The sequence below is a fragment of the Olsenella massiliensis genome (assembly GCF_001457795.1).
Lineage (GTDB): Bacteria > Actinomycetota > Coriobacteriia > Coriobacteriales > Atopobiaceae > Olsenella_F > Olsenella_F massiliensis.
Window position 1 is genome coordinate 80,346 of record NZ_LN898208.1, and the last position, 17,171, is coordinate 97,516.

General features: G+C 68.8%; 19 protein-coding genes. All 19 read right to left on the bottom strand.

Translation table 11 applies throughout. The annotated features are described in order from the left end of the window. Positions 1-11 precede the first annotated feature (11 nt). The 19 genes from murJ to BN3001_RS00995 all read right to left on the bottom strand — a co-directional run bounded on the left by murJ (position 12) and on the right by BN3001_RS00995 (position 17,171). A complete protein-coding gene (gene murJ, locus BN3001_RS00905; protein WP_082629870.1) occupies positions 12-1,664 on the bottom strand; it encodes a murein biosynthesis integral membrane protein MurJ in 1,653 nt (550 codons plus the stop codon). Between the two features lie 135 nt (positions 1,665-1,799). Then, positions 1,800-2,990: a coiled-coil domain-containing protein gene (locus tag BN3001_RS00910; RefSeq protein ID WP_148362909.1), complete on the bottom strand. Its 1,191-nt coding sequence runs from the start codon at positions 2,988-2,990 to the stop codon at positions 1,800-1,802. A 341-nt stretch (positions 2,991-3,331) separates the two neighbouring features. Beyond that, positions 3,332-3,649 carry a phosphoribosyl-ATP diphosphatase gene (gene hisE, locus BN3001_RS00915; RefSeq protein WP_058270008.1) on the bottom strand — a complete coding sequence of 106 codons (318 nt, stop codon included), beginning with the start codon at positions 3,647-3,649 and terminating at the stop codon, positions 3,332-3,334. 11 nt (positions 3,650-3,660) lie between these two features. Beyond that, a complete protein-coding gene (gene hisI / locus BN3001_RS00920) occupies positions 3,661-4,023 on the bottom strand; it encodes a phosphoribosyl-AMP cyclohydrolase (protein ID WP_058269956.1) in 363 nt (120 codons plus the stop codon). A 52-nt stretch (positions 4,024-4,075) separates the two neighbouring features. Beyond that, the gene (gene hisF / locus BN3001_RS00925) at positions 4,076-4,846 is read right to left on the bottom strand and encodes an imidazole glycerol phosphate synthase subunit HisF (protein WP_058269957.1); all 771 of its coding nucleotides are present in this window, start codon (positions 4,844-4,846) and stop codon (positions 4,076-4,078) included. A 9-nt stretch (positions 4,847-4,855) separates the two neighbouring features. Next, positions 4,856-5,593 (bottom strand): 1-(5-phosphoribosyl)-5-[(5-phosphoribosylamino)methylideneamino]imidazole-4-carboxamide isomerase, encoded by a 738-nt coding sequence (locus tag BN3001_RS00930; RefSeq protein ID WP_058269958.1) that lies wholly within the window; start codon positions 5,591-5,593, stop codon positions 4,856-4,858. Positions 5,594-5,601: 8 nt separating this feature from the next. Next, complete coding sequence (hisH, locus tag BN3001_RS00935) at positions 5,602-6,270, bottom strand: imidazole glycerol phosphate synthase subunit HisH (RefSeq protein WP_058269959.1); 669 nt, start codon at positions 6,268-6,270, stop codon at positions 5,602-5,604. Further along, positions 6,270-6,872: an imidazoleglycerol-phosphate dehydratase HisB gene (gene hisB / locus BN3001_RS00940; RefSeq protein ID WP_058269960.1), complete on the bottom strand. Its 603-nt coding sequence runs from the start codon at positions 6,870-6,872 to the stop codon at positions 6,270-6,272. Before hisB ends, hisH begins: the two co-directional genes overlap by 1 nt. 13 nt (positions 6,873-6,885) lie before the next feature. Further along, entirely contained in the window at positions 6,886-7,986 is a 1,101-nt protein-coding gene (gene hisC, locus BN3001_RS00945) for a histidinol-phosphate transaminase (RefSeq protein ID WP_058269961.1), read from the bottom strand. A gap of 2 nt (positions 7,987-7,988) precedes the next feature. Then, on the bottom strand, positions 7,989-8,324 hold the full coding sequence (locus BN3001_RS00950; protein WP_058269962.1) for a hypothetical protein: 336 nt from the start codon (positions 8,322-8,324) through the stop codon (positions 7,989-7,991). Between the two features lie 170 nt (positions 8,325-8,494). Further along, positions 8,495-8,926: an FtsB/FtsL family cell division protein gene (locus BN3001_RS00955; RefSeq protein WP_058269963.1), complete on the bottom strand. Its 432-nt coding sequence runs from the start codon at positions 8,924-8,926 to the stop codon at positions 8,495-8,497. A gap of 133 nt (positions 8,927-9,059) precedes the next feature. Continuing rightward, positions 9,060-10,025: a 16S rRNA (cytosine(1402)-N(4))-methyltransferase RsmH gene (gene rsmH, locus BN3001_RS00960; RefSeq protein ID WP_058269964.1), complete on the bottom strand. Its 966-nt coding sequence runs from the start codon at positions 10,023-10,025 to the stop codon at positions 9,060-9,062. An 11-nt stretch (positions 10,026-10,036) separates the two neighbouring features. After that, complete coding sequence (locus BN3001_RS00965; protein ID WP_058269965.1) at positions 10,037-10,468, bottom strand: division/cell wall cluster transcriptional repressor MraZ; 432 nt, start codon at positions 10,466-10,468, stop codon at positions 10,037-10,039. Positions 10,469-10,841: 373 nt separating this feature from the next. Continuing rightward, on the bottom strand, positions 10,842-11,789 hold the full coding sequence (locus tag BN3001_RS00970) for a tyrosine recombinase (RefSeq protein ID WP_058270009.1): 948 nt from the start codon (positions 11,787-11,789) through the stop codon (positions 10,842-10,844). 4 nt (positions 11,790-11,793) lie between these two features. Further along, on the bottom strand, positions 11,794-13,449 hold the full coding sequence (locus BN3001_RS00975; RefSeq protein WP_058269966.1) for a CTP synthase: 1,656 nt from the start codon (positions 13,447-13,449) through the stop codon (positions 11,794-11,796). Between the two features lie 56 nt (positions 13,450-13,505). Further along, complete coding sequence (locus BN3001_RS00980) at positions 13,506-15,128, bottom strand: DNA repair protein RecN (protein ID WP_058269967.1); 1,623 nt, start codon at positions 15,126-15,128, stop codon at positions 13,506-13,508. Further along, positions 15,125-15,976, bottom strand: a complete 852-nt coding sequence (locus BN3001_RS00985; RefSeq protein ID WP_058269968.1) for an NAD(+)/NADH kinase — start codon at positions 15,974-15,976, stop codon at positions 15,125-15,127. Before BN3001_RS00985 ends, BN3001_RS00980 begins: the two co-directional genes overlap by 4 nt. A gap of 99 nt (positions 15,977-16,075) precedes the next feature. Then, complete coding sequence (locus tag BN3001_RS00990; protein ID WP_148362910.1) at positions 16,076-16,894, bottom strand: TlyA family RNA methyltransferase; 819 nt, start codon at positions 16,892-16,894, stop codon at positions 16,076-16,078. A gap of 7 nt (positions 16,895-16,901) precedes the next feature. Then, a complete protein-coding gene (locus tag BN3001_RS00995; protein ID WP_058269969.1) occupies positions 16,902-17,171 on the bottom strand; it encodes an exodeoxyribonuclease VII small subunit in 270 nt (89 codons plus the stop codon).

The window sequence follows — 17,171 nt, forward strand, 5'->3', positions numbered from 1 at the left end:
GACGGGGCTCCCTAGCGACGAAGGCGGCTCAGCATCATGCGCACGGCCCTGCCCTCCGGGACGTTCAGCGACAGCGCGAGACCATACGTCACGAGCACGGCGGGGAGGCCGGCGAGCACGCAGTAGAGCACGCTTCTGACGATGGAGGCGCCCCAGGGCCCCATGAGGCGACCGAGCAGGGCAAAGATGCCTGCGGCGGCGGCGAGTCCCAGAGCTCCCAAGAGCAGCGAGCGGGCGAACGACAGGACGAGGGACCTGATGCCGAGCGGCCCGACCTGACGGCGCACGTGCAGGAGCGTGACGACGTCAACCGCGCCGAAGAACAGCGTGGACGAGAACGCGACTCCCGCCAGCCCCAGGGCGTCCGTGAAAAGCAGGCAGAACCCAACCTGCACGGCGGCGGCGACGACCGTGGCGACGGCAAAGAAGCCCATGTGCCTGAGCGAGGAGCATATCTTCTGAAGATAGGTGCTCATGCCGTAGAACGGCAGGGCGACGGCAAGCCAGCGCAGGTAGAGCGTCGTGTCGGCAAGCCCCTGAGCGTCAAACTTGCCCGCAGCGAGGATCGTGACGAGGCAGGGCGCGAAGAAGGCGAGGTACAGGGCGAAGGGGACGAGCATGAAGATGATGCGCTCGCTGCCAAAGCGCACCCCCCTCGTAAAGGAGGCCATGTCATCCGAAGCCACGCAGTCCGAGAGCTCGGTGAACATGGCGACCGTCGTGGGGATGGCAAAGACCGAGTACGGCAGCATGTACCATAGCCGGGCATAGTACGCCACCGAGGCGCCCGCCGCCGTGACCTGGAGGGCCGAGGAGGTCTGGACCGCCACGGTGGGAAATGACGCCACGGTCACCACGAGCGTCGGGATGCCGATGGAAAGCGTCTCCCTGAGGGCGGGGTCATGCCAGTCAATGAACGGCGTGATGGCTATCCCGTGGCGCCTGAGGCTTGGGAGCTGCACCACCACCTGGACGAGCACGCCGAGCGGGTTTCCCACGGCGAGCGACAGAAGGGCGAGGGAGGGATTGCTGTGCGCGAGGGCCGCGTAGACGAAGAACGACGCCGTGCAGACGACGTTGTTGAAGATGGGGGCGGCGTTGCTCCACAGATAGTCCCGCTCGGCGTTGAGTATGCCCGAGATTATGGACGAGAGCGCATAGAGCACGACCTCGATGACGAAGAACCTGAACAGGTAGACGGACAGGCCCGCGTCAAAGTCGGCGCGCGCCGAGAACGACTGCGTCCAGATGATGGGCGCGGCCAGCACGAACGAGACGACGGTGACGAGCGCCATGAGCAGGGTCGTTATGGAGAGCAGGTTGGAGGCGTAGCGCGTGGAGGCCCCCGCCCCGAGCCGCCGCTTGGTCGAGAGGTAGACCGGCAGGAAGGCCGTCATGATCATGCCGCCGGCCACGAGCTCGTAGAGCTGGTTGGGCATGTTGTTGGCCACGGTGTAGGCGCTGGCGAGCGCCGTGACGCCCAGGGCGTAGGCCTGGCCCCAGGTGCGCAGAAAGCCCGTGACGCGACTGATGACGACGAGAACGCCCATCAGGGCCGCCGACCTGCCCACCTGCGCCTCGGTCTCCTGCTGCGCCCTGACGGGGCGCCGGCTGACGACGGGCTGCTCGACGGGCTCTCCCGTCCTTCTGAGATGTTTGGGCATGGCAATCCAATCTAGAGGGGCGCGGGCGCCAATCGCAGGCTGGGCAAACGCGAGGGAAGCCGCCCCGAAGGGCGGCTTCCCTCGTCGCATCGCCTCAAGGCGCGACCGCGCGTGCGCGGCAGAGCCCCATGAGCGCTAGGCCGGGGAGCCGGCCAGCACGAAGTCGCCCGTCGAACCAAAGGTGATGCCCTGGCTGGGCGACATGGCCTCGATGGTCCTGCCGCCGCCGATGCAGATGCCGACGTGCCCGGCGCGCCACACGATGTCGCCCGCGACGGCCTGGGAGGCAGGCTTGCCGCAGAAGGCGCGCAGGTAGGCGGAGGAGTGCGGCACGCTGTAGCCGGCCACCGCATAGCAGTAGCTGACCAGACCGGAGCAGTCGAAGGTCCTCGACCCGGGGTCGTAGGAGCCGTAGTCATAGTGTCCGCCGACCATGGAGTAGGCGGCCGAGACGACGGTGTTGCGCCAGGCGGCGTTGGAGGGCGAGGAGTTTCCGCCGCCGTTGGAGCCGCCGGGAGTGGTCGTTCCCGAGTTCGGGGAGGTTCCCCCGGTGCTGCCGGAGTGGCTGTCGGAGCCGTTGTTGGGCTGGTTGTTGGAGCCGTTGCCCGTCGTGGGCCGCTGCGTCTCCTCGGCGCTCACGTAGCTGCCCTCATTGCTCGCCGCCGCGGCCGCGGCCTCCTGGGCCGCCTTCTCAGCCTCGGCCTTGCGGGCGGCCTCCTGCTCGGCGAGGGCCTGCTGGAGCTCGCCGCTCAGGGAGTTCACGTAGGACTGGGCGCTCGCCGCCTTGCTCGCGAGCTCCGCCTGCTGGGCCTCCTGGCTCCGCAGCAGCTGCTCCTGCTCGCTCTTCTGCTGCTCGAGCTGGCTCTTCTCGTCGGCGAGCTGCTGCTGCAGGTCGCGGACCGTCTGAATGGACCTCGTCTCCGCGTCGTTCATCTTGTTGGCATAGTAGATGCTGCTCGTGAGGTCCTCGATGCTGGACGAGCTGAAGAGTATGTCAAGGATGGACTTGCTGCCTGCCGTGTAGTCGTCCGAGACGCGGCTCTTGAGGTCCGCCTGCGCGTCGGCGAGCTGCTGGCGCTTCTGCTCGATCTGCTCCTGCGTCTCGCTGATCTTGCTGTTGGTGTCGTCCAGCTGGACCTTGGTCTCGTTGAGCGCCTCGGACGCCCGCTCGGCCTGCCCGTAGAGGCTGTCGAGCTGGGATCGGGCGTCGTTCAGCTGCGATTGCAGGTGCTGGGGCGTGTCCGCCAACGAGGGAGTGGGGGTCGCAGAGATGATTATGCCTGCCGAGACGATCACTGCAAGTGGTGCGTACCAGTGCCTCTTCATGTGACCTCGCTTCCATCCTCTCGCATCCATGTGCATATTCGGGCCGTATCAGGCACAGATGCTACCACCTTACGCTGAAGACGGGCTGATACGCTCTGCCAACGAACGGGCGACGCACGGGAGCGACAAAGCGCATACGGCCCTGCATCTGGTGATTTGCGGCAATGTGGGCAGTCTTTGAAATATTGCGCCGTTTGTGTGATTTGAGCAGGCCAACCCTCAAGCGGAACTTCATACGCGTTTTTGCGGGCCACAAAGGGCGCCGCCAAGGCAGCCGGGCGTTGCCGCGCGAGCCCTTCGCGCCGCCCGACCGACACGTGCGTGCCTCGCGGACGCGCATCCTAGCGCATGCGCGCGTCAAGCTCCCCCGCAAGCTCCTCGGGCGTCACGCCATAGCGCTCCGCCGTCACCATCAGGTGGTAGAGAAGGTCGCCCATCTCGTAGCGGATGTGGTCGTGGTCGTCGTCCTTGCAGGCCATGATGACCTCGCTCGCCTCCTCCGCGAGCTTCTTGAGCAGCGCGTCCGCCTCGCCCGTGAGGAGCCTCGCCGTGTAGGAGCCCTGGGGGTCATGACCCCAGCGACCGTGAATCGTTCCCGCAAGCGACGAGAGCGTCCTGCCCAGGTCGCCCTCGACGACGCCTTCCGTGCGAACGCCCATGACCATCCCCCTCACTCGTGGTCTCCGGCCGTCTTGGCCGGAAAAAGAAGCTCTCGATAGAAGCACGTTCGGTGACCGGTGTGACAGGCGGGGCCGGCGGCGTCCACCACGTACAGGAGCGTGTCGCCGTCGCAGTCGACGAGCACGCGCCTCACCGTCTGCACGTTGCCGCTCGTGGCGCCCTTGTTCCAGAGCTCCTGGCGCGACCTGCTCCAGAACCAGCTCGTTTTAGTCTCGAGCGTGAGGTCCAACGCCTCCTGGTTGGCCCAGGCGACCATGAGCACCTCGCCCGAGCCCTCCTGCTGGACGACGACGGGGACCAGGCCCCGCCCGTCGAAGGCGACCTGCGGGCCCGCGGGCGCGACCTCGCTCATGCTCGCTCCTTCCCGGGCGTCGCGTCGACGGCGCCCGCATCCGTCTTTCCGCTCAGAAGTCAAGGCGCACGGGGATGCCCTGGCTCGCAAGGTACTCCTTCACCTGGCGGACCGTGAACGTCCCAAAGTGGAAGACGCTCGCGGCGAGCACGGCGTCCGCCTCGCCCTCGAGGATGCCCTCGGCAAAGTGCTCGAGCGTCCCCACGCCGCCGGAGGCGATGACCGGGATGGGCACCGCCCTAGACACCGCGCGCGTGAGGGCAAGGTCGAAGCCGTCCTTCGTGCCGTCCTTGTCCATGCTCGTGAGGAGAATCTCGCCCGCACCCCGCCGGCAGGCCTCCTCGGCCCACGTGACGGCGTCGACGCCCGTCGCCGTCCGACCGCCCGCGACGTACACCTCCCAGCGGTCCCGGTCGCGGACCGTCCGCCGCGCGTCGATGGCGCAGATGACCGCCTGGCTGCCGAACGCGGCGGCGGCCGAGGTGATGATGGAGGGGTCCCGGACGGCGGCGGAGTTGACGGAGACCTTGTCGGCGCCGGCGCAGATCATGCGCGCCATGCCGGCGACGTCCCTGAAGCCTCCCCCGACGGCATAGGGCACGTGCAGCTCGCGACTGGCCCGGCTCGCAAGGTCCACCGTCGTCGTGCGGTCGTCCGACGTCGCCGTGATGTCGAGGAAGACGACCTCGTCCGCGCCGGCCCGGTCGTAGGCGCTCGCGAGCTCGACGGGGTCGCCCGCGTCACGCAGGCCCACGAAGTTGACGCCCTTCACCACGCGACCGTCGCGCACGTCCAGGCAGGGTATGACTCTCTTCGCCAGCATATGTCCTCCTTAGCGGCGGGCGGCCCTGAGGGCGTCCTCGAGCGAGAAGGCCCCCTCGTACAGCGCGCGCCCGCAGATGGCCCCCTCCACGACCGCGTCGCCGAGACCCGCAAGCGCCCGGATGTCGTCCAAAGTCGCGATGCCTCCCGATGCCACGACCGGAAAGCCCGCCACCCGCGCGATCCGCTCGTAGGTCGCGACGTCAACGCCCGTGCGCATGCCGTCACGCGAGACGTCCGTAAAGACCAGGTGGCCAAAGCCGAGTTCGGCAAGGCGGCCCACGAGCTCGTCGACGCCCAGCCCCGCGCCGTCGCGCCAGCCGTTGACCCGAACCGCGCCGTCTGTCGCGGCGACGTCGGCCACGAGAAGGTCGCCGTAGCGCTCGACGGCCCTGCGCGCGAGGTCAGGGTCACGCACGAGCACGGTCCCCAGCGCGATGCGGCGGGCGCCGCAACCCGCGAGGCGGTCGATCGCCCCAAGGCTCCGCACGCCGCCGCCCACGTCCACCGAGATGCCCTCCACGCCGCAGATGCCCTCGATGGCCCTGCGATTGGCGCGCAGGGCCTCGTCGTCCTCGCCGAAGGTGGCGGAGAGGTCCACCACGTGCACCCAGGTGGCGCCGCGGGCGGCAAAGTCTCGCGCGACCGCCACGGGGTCGTCCGCATAGACGTCCATGTGCGCCCGGTCGCCCCGCCTGAGGCGCACGACCTTGCCCGCAACGAGGTCGATCGCAGGAAAGAGAAGCATGCGTCCCCCTAGCCGCGCACGATGCGCACGAAGTTGGAGAGGATGCGAAGCCCCGCAGCGGAGGACTTCTCGGGATGGAACTGGACCCCAAAGACGTTGTCGCGCCAGACGCAGGAGGCGAAGCTGCGCGCGTAGTGCGTCCTGGCGGCGACGAGGGTGCCGTCGACTCCCTCGTCCACGGCGAAGGAGTGCGTGAAGTAGACGTTGCCGCCCTCGGGAACGTCCACGAGCAGGGGGCAGCGCTGGCCCACGTCGGTCAGGTGAATCTGGTCCCATCCCACGTGGGGCACCTTGAGACGTCCCGAGGGCAGGCGCGTGACCGAGCCCGAGAGCACCCCGAGCCCCGGCACCCAGGTCCCGCCCCACGGACTGGGGCCGCCCTCTGACGAGCGCTCGGAACCACGGTCAAAGAGCAGGTGAAGCCCCAGGCAGATGCCCAGGAAGGGCGTCCCTTCCCCCAGGGCCGCCATGATGGCGTCGGCCTGGCCGCCCTGACGGATGAAGCCCATGGCGTCCTCGAACGCGCCCACCCCCGGAAGCACGACGCCTGCGGCCCCGGCGATGAGCGTGGGGTCGTCCGTGACGGTGACGAGGCCGCCTGCGGCCTCCAGGCCCCTGACGACGCTCTGCAGGTTGCCGCGATGATAGTCGACGACGACGATCCGCCCCGCCGCCATCAGAGGCTCCCCTTGGTCGAGGGCACGTCGCTCACGCGCGGGTCACCCTCGACCGCCGCGCGCAGCGCGCGCGCCACGGCCTTGAAGGCGCACTCGATGAGATGGTGGGAGTTCTCGCCCGCGAGGCGGCGCACATGCAGGGTGATGCCCCCGTCCCGGGCGAGGCCGCTAAAGAACTCGCGGGCGAGCTCCGTGTCAAAGCCGCCCACCTTCTGGGCGGGGATGGGAAGCTCCCAATACAGCTCGCCGCGCCCCGAGACGTCGATGGCGGCGAGCACGAGCGTCTCGTCCATGGCGACGCAGACGTCCGAGAAGCGCCGGATGCCGGCCTTGTCACCCAGCGCCTGGCGCAGCGCGCGACCCATCACGATGCCCACGTCCTCGACCGTGTGATGGTCGTCCACCCAGCTGTCGCCCGTGGCCTTGACCTCAAGGTCGATCAGGGCATGACGGCCGAGCGCGTCGAGCATGTGGTCAAAGAATCCCACGCCCGTGCCGACGTCGCAGCGCCCCGTCCCGTCGAGGTCGAGGCTGACCGTCACGTCCGTCTCGCCCGTCGTGCGGGTGAGCGTGACCTTGCGCGATGACTGTCTGGTGCTCATAAGTGCCTCCCGTTCAGGGTCGCTCGTCCAATAGGGTGCCGAGGGCCGTGATGACGGCGTCATTCTCGGCGGGCGTGCCGACGGTGATGCGCAGGCAGTCGGCGAGGGCCGGCGCGGCGGAGAAGTCGCGCACGAGGATCGAGTGCTCGTCGCGCAGGCGACCCCAGACCTCGTGCGCCCGGGGCAGCCGCACGAGCAGGAAGTTGGCCGAGCTGGGCCAGGTCCTCACGCCTTTGGACGCAAGGCCCTCCAGTCGCGTGCGCATATGCTCGCGTTGCTCGCGAATCTCCCGGATGCTGGGCTCGAACTCCTCACGCAGGCGGACGGCGACGGAGGCGGCCGCCTGCGACAGCACGTTCACCGAATAGGGTTGGCGCACCGCGGCCAGGGCGGCGACGACGGCCGGGTTGGCGAGCACGTACCCCAGGCGCACGCCGGCGAGCTGGTAGGCCTTGGAGAGCGTGCGCAGCACTGCGAGGTTCGCATGCTCCTCGAGAAGCGCCGCGCAGTCCGCGCCGTCGCCTGCGAATTCGACGTACGCCTCGTCGGCGAGGACGACGCCGGGACAGGCGTCGCAGAGGGCGGCGACGAAGTCGGGCGACACGACGTCCCCCGTGGGATTGTTGGGAGTCGTGACGATGACCAGGTTGGCGGATGGCGCAGCCTCAAGCGCGGCCGCCTCGTTGACGCGCAACGTCTCCGGGTCGCGGCCCACCCTGAGGACGGGCGTCTCGACCAGACCCGCATAGAGCCCGTAGACGCTGAAGTCGGGAGGAAAGGTGAGGAGGGGCCGGCCGGCGCCCCCAAAGGCGAGCAGCAGGTTAAAGAGGAGCTCGTCTCCCCCGTTGCCGACGACGACCTGATCGGGCCCGACGCCGTGCCAGTCGGCGACGAGGGCGCGCAGGTCGTCCGCAAGCGCCGAGGGATAGCGGTTGGTGGGCAGCTGGCGCAGGGCCCCGTCCAGGGACTCGCGCACCGCCCGAGGCAGCTCGTGGGTGTTCTCGTTGGCCGAGAGGTTGATGCGCACCTCTGAGAAGGCGGGGTCATACGGCTCGAGCGCCGCCGCGGAGGGACGCAGGAGAGGGCGCATGTCAGAAGGAATCGTCAGGGCCATCGCTACGCCCGCCCCTCGCTGCCTAAGAGCCGCGGGACGCCGGGAGCCCTGAGAATCTGCGGCCAGGCCGTGGCGGAGGCCCCCTCGCAGGCGGCGACGGCGGCGGCGGTGACGTCCTCGATCTCGCGGGGGTTGCAGTAGACGGTGGTGCAGTCCACGCTGATGGCGAGGACGTTGCCGTTGCGATCATAGATGGTGCCGCGCCTGGCCTCGATGGCCACCTCGTTGGAGCTGAGGCTCGCGGCGGCGGCCTTCAGCGCGGGGGCGTCAACGACCTGGAGCCAGATCAGCTTGGCACAGACGATCCCGACCACGGCGGCGAGGGCGAAGGCGAGCACGGTGCGACCTGCCTCGAAGCGGGCGTCATCGATGCGGGGGGCCTCATCGTCACCATGGAGCCGAAGAGGGGCCTCGTCAAAGGAAGCCCCCCCTCCACGCGTCCCCGAGGGACCGGAATATGTGCGTCTGCGTCTCACGTGTTGAGAGTGTACGACAACGACCGTGAAAACTAGCCCTGGGAAGGGGTCTGCGCATTTCCTGCAGAGCCCCGGACCTGCGCCGCGCTCGTCGAGGCCACCATCCCGTAGTTCTCCGTGGCGATGCTCTCGATCCGCGAGGAGGCGCGCAGCTGGGACTGGGCCATGAGAAGACCCGTGTTGAGCGCCTGCGCGTCGGCGATGGAGCTCTGCGTCTGAGCGTTTGCCTGCATGCTCGAAACCGTCATGATCGAGACGGCCACGCGCCCGCTGCCCACGACGACCACGAAGGCCATGCAGGCGAGAAAGACCTTGATGCGCGCGAGGAACGCCCGCGACACGCCGCGTCGCGCCTCGGCGTCCAGGCCGCCGCCGCGAAGCACCTCGAACGTGGCGCGCTCGTCATGTCGTGGCTGCGCCTCCAGGACGTCGAGGCGATATGCGGCCGATCCGAGGTAGGCCATCGTAAGCTCTCCTTGCGTCGCGTCCTTGAGGGGCGCGTGGTGGTGTGTGGGTAGTTCGTCTGAGCTGCGGTGTGATGCGGTGGTGCTGCGGTGGTGCCTTGCGTCGGGCCAAAACCCGAGGTCGTCCGATGCCCTACGTGCTCGTGACGTCCAACTTGACCGCCACGCGCAGCAGGGCGCTGCGCGACCGTGGGTTGGCCGCGACCTCTTCGTCGCTCGCGACGAGAGGCCTCTTCGTCCTCACCTTGACTATCGGCACGTGACCGCAGGCGCACACGGGCAGGTCGGGAGGGCAGACGCAGCCCTGCGACAGCTCATGGAACACGTGCTTGACGATGCGGTCCTCCAGCGAGTGATACGAGATGACGGCGATCCTGCCGCCCGCGTTCGCCCACCTGACGGCGGCCCTGAGGCCCTGGTCCAGCGCGTCGAGCTCATGGTTGACCTCGATGCGCAGGGCCTGGAAGGTCTTGCGCGCCGGGTGCCCGCCATGGCGCCGCCCGGCCGCGGGGATCGCGGACTTCACGATCTGGGCCAAGCGTAGCGTCGTCTCGATGGGCTGCCTCTCTCGCTCCCGCACGATGAGGCGGGCGATGCGGGGGGCGAACCTCTCGTCGCCGTACATGCGCAGAATCCGGACGAGGTCTGCTTCGTTGTAGGTGTTCGTGACCTCTGCTGCGGTAAGGGTTCCATTGTCCGGATCCATGCGCATGTCCAACGGGGCGTCCTCGTTATATGAGAAGCCCCTCTCCGGGATGTCGAGTTGCGGGGACGAGACGCCGAGGTCAAACAGGAAGCAATCAACCCCTATGACCTCAGCTCCGACGAGGAGCTGGTCAAGCGAGGCGAAGTTTCCCTTGAGGAGGCGCGTGCGCGCCTGGGGAAGCTCCGTCTCAAAGCGTGCCGACGCCGCTGTGAGGGCCATGTCATCCTGGTCGATGCCAATGGACAGGCCATCCGGCTGCACGCGCCGCGCGAGCTCGATGGAATGTCCCGCCCCGCCCAGGGTGCAGTCACAGACGACCTCTCCCGGTCGGGGTCCCAGCTCGCGCACGACCTCGTCGATCATCACCGGTTCGTGCCGATATTCCCTTGTCAAGGCACTCCCCCCTAGTCGGTGAACATCAGGTCTTCAAGATCCTCGTCCAGCTCGTCAAGCTGCGCGTCCAAGCTCGGCGCGTCCCAGATCTCGAAGTGGTCGATGTTGCCGACGATGGCCACCTCGCGCTCGATGCCGCACTTCTCGATCGCGGCGGCGTCCACCTTGCCCAGGGCAAGCCTGCCGGCCGAGTCGACGTCGACCGTGACGGTCTTCGAGGCGAGCGCACGGCGCAGCTTGTCGTCCTTCCGGTTGCGCGGGTTGAACCCGCCGGGAAAGAAGCTGTCAATCCACGCCTGATGGCTCTCGGGGGTAAAGCCAAAGAGCGCGCCTCCCACGGGGACCAGGCAGACCTGGTCGCCGACCTGCTTGCGAAAGCTTGCGGGAAGGGTGACCCGAGACTTGGCATCCAGGTTGTGCTTGTAGGTGCCGGTCAGGTACATCCCTCTCCCCCTTCGCTCCTGTCGGGGACTCCCGTTTGAAGGCGTGACTCAACTATACGGTCAAGAGAAACACCTTGCAACACTTTCCGACACTTTACCCCTCAGACGGTCTATATTTTGCAGACGACGGGCGATGATGACGAATCTTCCTACCATATCTAGCGAGAACAGGTGTTTGTTGGCACAAACGCCAGGAAGCCTCGGAACGGACAAGGCACCTCATATGTGAAGAATATATGTTTTAGCAGGTAGGCGTCATAAAAAAATGCCGCCAGGCGTCAGCGGCTCGTCATCTGGATGGTGGGAGGCCGTCCCATCGACCCACACGCCCCGCCAGGGCGCGGACGCGCCCGGCACGGCGGGCCTCAGACGGTCAGCTCCGCGCCCGGGGATGCGCCTCCAGGTACACCATCCTCACGTGCGTTCGGTCCACATGCGTGTACAGCTGCGTGGTCGCGACGCTGGCATGGCCCAGCAGCTCCTGCACCACGCGCAGGTCGGCCCCTCCCTCAAGGAGGTGCGTCGCGAAGCTGTGCCTCAAGGCGTGGGGATGCAGGCCCTCCACGCCCACCATGCGGCCGTAGCGCTCGACGATGCGATGGGTCGCCTGACGCGTGATGCGAGTGCCCCTCTGGCTCAGGAACACCGCCTGGGTCGTCCTGCCGTGCGCCTGGAGCACGTCGCGCCAATCCCCCAGATAGCGGGCGAGGGCCGCCTGTGCCGTGCCCAGCAGGGGAACCAGGCGCTCCTTGGATCCCTTGCCCAGCACGCGGACGAGCTCGTCGTCCAGCGACAGGTCCCTCAGGTCGAGCCCGCACAGCTCGGACACCCGCAGGCCGCAGCCGTACAGCACCTCGAGCATGGCCTTGTCCCGATGGAAGCGGGCCACGTTGTCATAGCCGAGCGTGCCCCCCGCGCGCGGCGTGGGCGCAGGCTCCTGAGAGAATGGCTGGTCAAGCAGGGCAAAGACGCGCTCGCGCGAGAGGGTCTCGGGCAGGCGCTCGGGCTTCTTGGGCAGCGGGACGTCAGCTGCGGGCTGGGCGTCGGAGACCTGCTCGCTCACCATGAAGCGATGGAAGCCCTTGATGGCCGAGATCGCCCGCTGCACCGACGAGGCGGCGAGCCCGCGCTCGCCCAGTCGGGCGACGTACGCCTCGATCAGCCCCCTCGTGACGTCGTCGGGCAGGCTGACGCCCCTCTCGCCCAAAAACGCCAGGTATCGGTCGAGGTCGCGCGCGTAGGCCTCCACCGTGCGCGGCGAGCTCCCCCGCTCGACGCTCAGGTAGTCAAGATACTCCAGACGCGCGGCAGCCAGGTCCAAGCCCTCACCCGGCCAAGGTCGCAGGCACGACCTCGCGGCGAGCGACGCCCTCGTGGCGGGCGATGGCGGCACGCACGAACTCCCTGAACAGGGGCGCCGGCTTCGTCGGACGGCTCTTGAACTCGGGATGGGCCTGGCTGGCGACGAACCAGGGGTGGACGTCCTCGGGAAGCTCGACCATCTCGACGAGCCGGTCGTCGGGTGACAGGCCGCCAATGACGAGACCCGCCTCGACGAGCTGCTTGCGGTAGGCGTTGTTGACCTCAAAGCGATGCCGATGGCGCTCGTAGACGAGCTCCTTGCCGTAGGCCTCCAGCGCCAGGGGCCCCAGGACCTTGCAGGGATAGGCGCCCAGGCGCATGGTGCCGCCCTTGTCGGTGACGTCCTGCTGGTCGGGCATGAGCCCGATGACCGGATGGGGGCACGCGGGCTCGAACTCGGCGGAGTTGGCATGCGCAAGGCCGCAGACGTTGCGGGCAAACTCGGACACGGCGACCTGCAGCCCCAGGCACACGCCCAGGTACGGGATGCCCCGCGTGCGGGCGAGGCCGGCCGAGAGGATCTTGCCCTCGACGCCGCGTTTGCCAAAGCCGCCCGGCACCAGGATGCCGTCGGCGTCCGCCAGGACCTCGGCGACGTTGGTCGCGTCGAACTCCTCGCCGTCGACGAGCTCGATGTCAACGTTGCGCCCGTAATACACGCCCGAGTGATGCAGCGCCTCGATGACGGAGAGGTAGGCGTCGGGGAGCTGGACGTACTTGCCCACGACCTTGATGCTCACCCGGTCCACGACGGCGCTGGCGCCGTGCATGCGGTCCGTGAAGCTCGTCCAGTCCGCGAGGTCGCCGGGGCGCGCCTCAAGGCCGAGCTTCTCGAGCACCTTCGCGTCAAAGCCCTGGCAGGCGAGGTGGGCGGGCACGTCGTAGATGGACGGGCAGTCGGAGTTCTCAAAGACGCAGTCCTCGTCGACGTCGCAGAAGTGGGCGATCTTGGCGCGGATGGCGGCGTCCACCTCGTGGTCCGAGCGACAGACGATGAGGTCGGGCTGGATGCCCATGGAGCGCAGCTCCTTGACGGAGTGCTGCGTGGGCTTGGTCTTGACCTCGTGGGCGGCGGCGATGTAGGGGACGAGGCTCACGTGGATCACGAGCGTGTTGCGCGAGCCCTTCTCCTTGCGAAACTGCCTGATGGCCTCCACGAAGGACTGCCCCTCTATGTCGCCGATCGTGCCGCCCAGCTCGGTGATCACGACGTCGGCCTGGGTCTGCTCCTCGATGCGCAGGAAGCGGTGCTTAATCTCGTCGGTGACGTGAGGGATGACCTGCACCGTGCCGCCCAGGAAGTCGCCGGCGCGCTCGCGACTGATGAGCGACTGGTAGATGAGGCCCGTGGTGAAGTTGGACTCGCGCGTGAGGTTCTCGTCGATGAAGCGCTCGTAGTGGCCCAGGTCGAGGTCGGTCTCCTTGCCGTCCTCGGTGACGAAGACCTCGCCGTGCTGGAACGGGCTCATGGTGCCCGGATCGACGTTGAGGTAGGGGTCCGCCTTCTGCATCATGACCTTGTAGCCCCGCGCCTTGAGAAGGCGGCCCAGCGAGGCCGCCGTGATGCCCTTGCCCAGGGACGAGACCACGCCGCCCGTGACGAAGATGTGCTTGGTCATAGCCGAAGCCTCCCGTAAGAGATGTCCTGACGCTTTTACGGGAGACAATGATAACCCTACGTCAGCCCGAGCAGCTGCCGGGCATGGGCAATCGACACATCGCTCTCATCTCCGGCGAGCATGCGGGCGACCTCGCGGACGCGCTGCTCGCCCTCGACGAGGCGCAGCGTGGTCTGAGGGTGCGCCCCCGCGCTCTTCTCGACCACGTAGTGACGCATCCCCACGACGGCGACCTGCGGCAGGTGCGTGACGACGATGACCTGGTGGGTCCGGGCGAGACGGGCGAGGACCTGTGCCAGGGCGACGGCCGCGGAGCCGCCGACGCCGGCGTCGATCTCGTCGAAGACGAGCGTCTCGACGCCGTCGGCGTCGCCGAGGACCGCCTTGCAGGCCAGCATCACACGGCTGACCTCGCCTCCCGAGGCGATCTTGCGCAGCGGCCTGGCCAAGAGTCCGGCTGCGGGGCGATAGAGCAGCTCGACCTCGCTGGGACCGTCCTCGGCCCAGAGGCGGCGGGGCCGGCGGCTCATGTCCATCTCGACCTGCGCCGTGCCCATCTCGAGGAAGCGCAGCTGCTCGTTGATGGCCGCCATCAGTCGGGGCGCGGCGAGGCCCCGCACGCGGTCGAGCTCGTCGGCCGCCGCGTCAAGCCGCGCCTCCGCCGCGTCGAGCGCCGAGCGCGCCCTCTTCAGGCGACGGCCTCCGTCGCGGGCCGACTCCACGATCTCAAGGGCGGCGCGCCGACGCGCAAGGACGTCGTCCATGCCGGGACCAAAGCGACGCATGAGGCCCTGGAGCTGGGCCATGCGCTCCTGCATGCGCGCCAGGGCCTCCTCGTCCACGTCCACCCCGTCGCCGTAGCGCCTGAGCTCGCTCGCGACGTCCCCCATGTCGATGAGGGCGCTCTCAAGGGAGGAGGCGAACCCCTCGAGGCGCGCGTCGAAGCCGGCCGCGTCGCGCAGGCCCTGAATGACGTCCGAGAGGGCGTCCTCCATGCCGCCGTCGCCCACGATCGCGTCGTGGGCCCCCGTCGCGGCCCGCAACAGCGCGTCGGCATGCTCAAAGCGCGGCAGCCCCTCCTCGATTCGCTCGAGCTCCCCCTCAAGCGGGGCGACCTCGTCGATGCGCTCGAGCGTGAAGCTGGCGTCCTCGAGGCGGGCGTCGGCAGCCTGAGTCAGCTCGACGAGGCGCCTCAGCTCGGCGCGGGCGGCACGGGCGTCCTCAAGGGCCTGGCCGTAGGCGACGCGAGCGGGGCCGACCTCGTCTGCGGCCCAGGCGTCGAGAAGCCCGACGTGCGTCTCGCGCCGCATGAGCCGCTGATGCTCGTGCTGGCCGCAGAGGTCGATGGAGGCCCCGACGCCCTCGGCGAGCTCGCGCACCGAGGCCACGCGCCCGTCGATCCGCACGCGCCCGCGGCCGTCCGCCCCCACGCCCCTGCTCACCACCACGCCGTCAGGGTCCCCGTCGCGCAAGAAGAGGCGGCCCTCGACCAGCAGCCCCTGCGCGCCCTCGCGCACCGAGCCGACGTCGGCGCGCTCGCCCATGATCAGCTTGACGGCCGTGAGCAGCGCGGTCTTGCCCGTGCCGGTCTCGCCGGTCAGAACCGTGAGGCCGGCTGCGGGCTCGATCGTCGCCTCGCGGATGAGGGCGACGTCTCGTACGGCAAGCTCGTCAATCATGACCGGCTGTCCCCATAGAACACGCGCGAGACGCTCCGATAGAAGCTCTGGACGCTGCGGTCGAGCAGGATGACGTCACCGGGACCGCGCCTGACGGAGACGCGCTCGCCCCAAAGCCCCTCGCCGATGGGCTGGCCGTCCGCAAAGAAGAGGCGCTCCGACGCGCGCTCTCGCGTGATCTGAATCTCGACGACGTCGTCGGGCGCGGTGATGAACGCGCGCGCCCTGATGGAGTGCGGGGCCACCGGCACGCAGATCATCCCCGTGCATTCCGGCGTCACGATGGGGCCGCCCGCGGCGAGGGCATAGCCCGTCGATCCGGTGGCGGTGGACACCACGAAGCCGTCGCCGCGAAGGCGGTCGATGTGGTGGCCCGAGACGGACACGTCAAACGCGATCATGTCGCCCTTGACGCCGTGGGTGAGCGCCAGGTCGTTGAGGGCGAAGCGCCGTTCCACGAACTCGGAGCCGTCAGGCTTGGTGAAGGTCGCCCGTATGTCGAGCGTGGCGCGATGCGACGCGTGCATCGTGCCGTCGAGCGCCGACTGCACGACCTCGACGAGCTCGTCCGGCCCGCCGCAGGTCAAGAAGCCCAGATGACCGTACGAGAGCCCCACGATGGGAATCTCGGCGTACTCCACGATGCGCGCCGCGCGCAGCAGGGTGCCGTCCCCGCCCAAGGACACCACGAGGCCGACGCCCTCTAGGTCGACGACGCGATCGGGAAACAGCTTCTTGTCATGGGCCCAGCGCACCTCGACGCCCTCGCCCTCGAGCCAGGCGGCGAGGCGGCTGGCGCCCCCGACGGCCTCGGGGCGCGAGTAGTTGGGAACGAGAAGAACCCTCATGTCGCCGCCTTTCCCCAAACTGATGGACCTGGCCATGGGCCACCTGCAGTGTAGCATCCCCATGGCATGGCTGCGACGCATGCGTCCCGTCCGTGCGCGCTAGGCGACGACGCAGGCGCCCCGCAGCACGACCGCCTCGAGGTCAAGGTCGCCCTCGGCGCCCCGCCCCGCCGCCCGGGCCAGCAGCAGGAACTCCCGGTTTCCCTTGTGCCCGCGCAGGGGGCTCGGACAGGCCGCGCGGGGCGAGAGCCCCCGCTCGACGCAGGCGGCCGCCACGCTCCTGAGGGCCCCGACCTGCACGTCCGCGTCACGCACGACCCCGCCCTCGCCCACGTCGGCGCGAGCTGCCTCGAACTGGGGCTTCACCAGCGTCAGGAACGACCCGTCCGAAGCCAAAAGATGCGCCACGGCAGGCAGCACCGTCCTGACCGAGGTGAAGGAGACGTCGCAGACCGCCAGGTCGATGCTCCCCGCCCGCTCGGGCGTGGGCAGGTCAACCACGTTGGTGCGCTCGAGCAGCTCCACCCGCGCGTCGCATCGAAGCGACCAGGCAAACTGTGCGTAGCCGACGTCGACGGCAAGGACGCTGCGCGCCCCATGCCTGAGCAGGCAGTCGGTGAAGCCGCCCGTCGAGCAGCCCACGTCAAGGCAGGCGAGCCCCGTGGGGTCCACCCCGAACGCCTCGAGGCCCCGCTCGAGCTTGAGGCCGCCGCGTCCCACGTAGGCGCTGCCGCCGCGCACGTGGACGTCGAGGTCCTCGCGGACGCGCTCCCCCGCAAAGCTCAGGCGCCTGCCCGCGGCCGAGACGTCGCCGGCCATGATGGCCCGCAGCGCCTCGTCCGTCGTGGAAAACAACGAGCGCCTGACGAGCAGCTCGTCCAGGCGCAGCTTGGAAACCTTGTCCCGTCCGGCGGCCACGGGCGCCTCACCCCTCGGCGACGTCCGTGACGTGGCCGGGGCGTCCCTCGGCGGGACGAGCGGCCTCGCCCGCCGCGAGCTGCGCGGCCTCGCGGGACGAGAGCTCGGTCATGTCAACCAGGTCGACGGCCTTGGATCCCAGGGCGACCGCCTCCTCGAACAGGTCGAGGGAGCGCTCGAGCGAGGCGTCCTTGTCCCGCACGGCGGCGATGATCTCGTCAAGGCGGCCCTGAATCGTCTCGATGTCATGATAGCCGGCGGCATCCGGGCGCGTCAT

What these genes read in the sequence shown, in the direction of transcription:
- murJ (WP_082629870.1), bottom strand. Translation starts at nt 1,664, where the DNA reads ATGCCCAAACATCTCAGAAGGACGGGAGAGCCCGTCGAGCAGCCCGTC.
- BN3001_RS00910 (WP_148362909.1), bottom strand. Translation starts at nt 2,990, where the DNA reads ATGAAGAGGCACTGGTACGCACCACTTGCAGTGATCGTCTCGGCAGGC.
- hisE (WP_058270008.1), bottom strand. Translation starts at nt 3,649, where the DNA reads ATGGGCGTTCGCACGGAAGGCGTCGTCGAGGGCGACCTGGGCAGGACG.
- hisI (WP_058269956.1), bottom strand. Translation starts at nt 4,023, where the DNA reads ATGAGCGAGGTCGCGCCCGCGGGCCCGCAGGTCGCCTTCGACGGGCGG.
- hisF (WP_058269957.1), bottom strand. Translation starts at nt 4,846, where the DNA reads ATGCTGGCGAAGAGAGTCATACCCTGCCTGGACGTGCGCGACGGTCGC.
- BN3001_RS00930 (WP_058269958.1), bottom strand. Translation starts at nt 5,593, where the DNA reads ATGCTTCTCTTTCCTGCGATCGACCTCGTTGCGGGCAAGGTCGTGCGC.
- hisH (WP_058269959.1), bottom strand. Translation starts at nt 6,270, where the DNA reads ATGGCGGCGGGGCGGATCGTCGTCGTCGACTATCATCGCGGCAACCTG.
- hisB (WP_058269960.1), bottom strand. Translation starts at nt 6,872, where the DNA reads ATGAGCACCAGACAGTCATCGCGCAAGGTCACGCTCACCCGCACGACG.
- hisC (WP_058269961.1), bottom strand. Translation starts at nt 7,986, where the DNA reads ATGGCCCTGACGATTCCTTCTGACATGCGCCCTCTCCTGCGTCCCTCC.
- BN3001_RS00955 (WP_058269963.1), bottom strand. Translation starts at nt 8,926, where the DNA reads ATGGCCTACCTCGGATCGGCCGCATATCGCCTCGACGTCCTGGAGGCG.
- BN3001_RS00965 (WP_058269965.1), bottom strand. Translation starts at nt 10,468, where the DNA reads ATGTACCTGACCGGCACCTACAAGCACAACCTGGATGCCAAGTCTCGG.
- BN3001_RS00975 (WP_058269966.1), bottom strand. Translation starts at nt 13,449, where the DNA reads ATGACCAAGCACATCTTCGTCACGGGCGGCGTGGTCTCGTCCCTGGGC.
- BN3001_RS00980 (WP_058269967.1), bottom strand. Translation starts at nt 15,128, where the DNA reads ATGATTGACGAGCTTGCCGTACGAGACGTCGCCCTCATCCGCGAGGCG.
- BN3001_RS00985 (WP_058269968.1), bottom strand. Translation starts at nt 15,976, where the DNA reads ATGAGGGTTCTTCTCGTTCCCAACTACTCGCGCCCCGAGGCCGTCGGG.
- BN3001_RS00995 (WP_058269969.1), bottom strand. Translation starts at nt 17,171, where the DNA reads ATGACGCGCCCGGATGCCGCCGGCTATCATGACATCGAGACGATTCAG.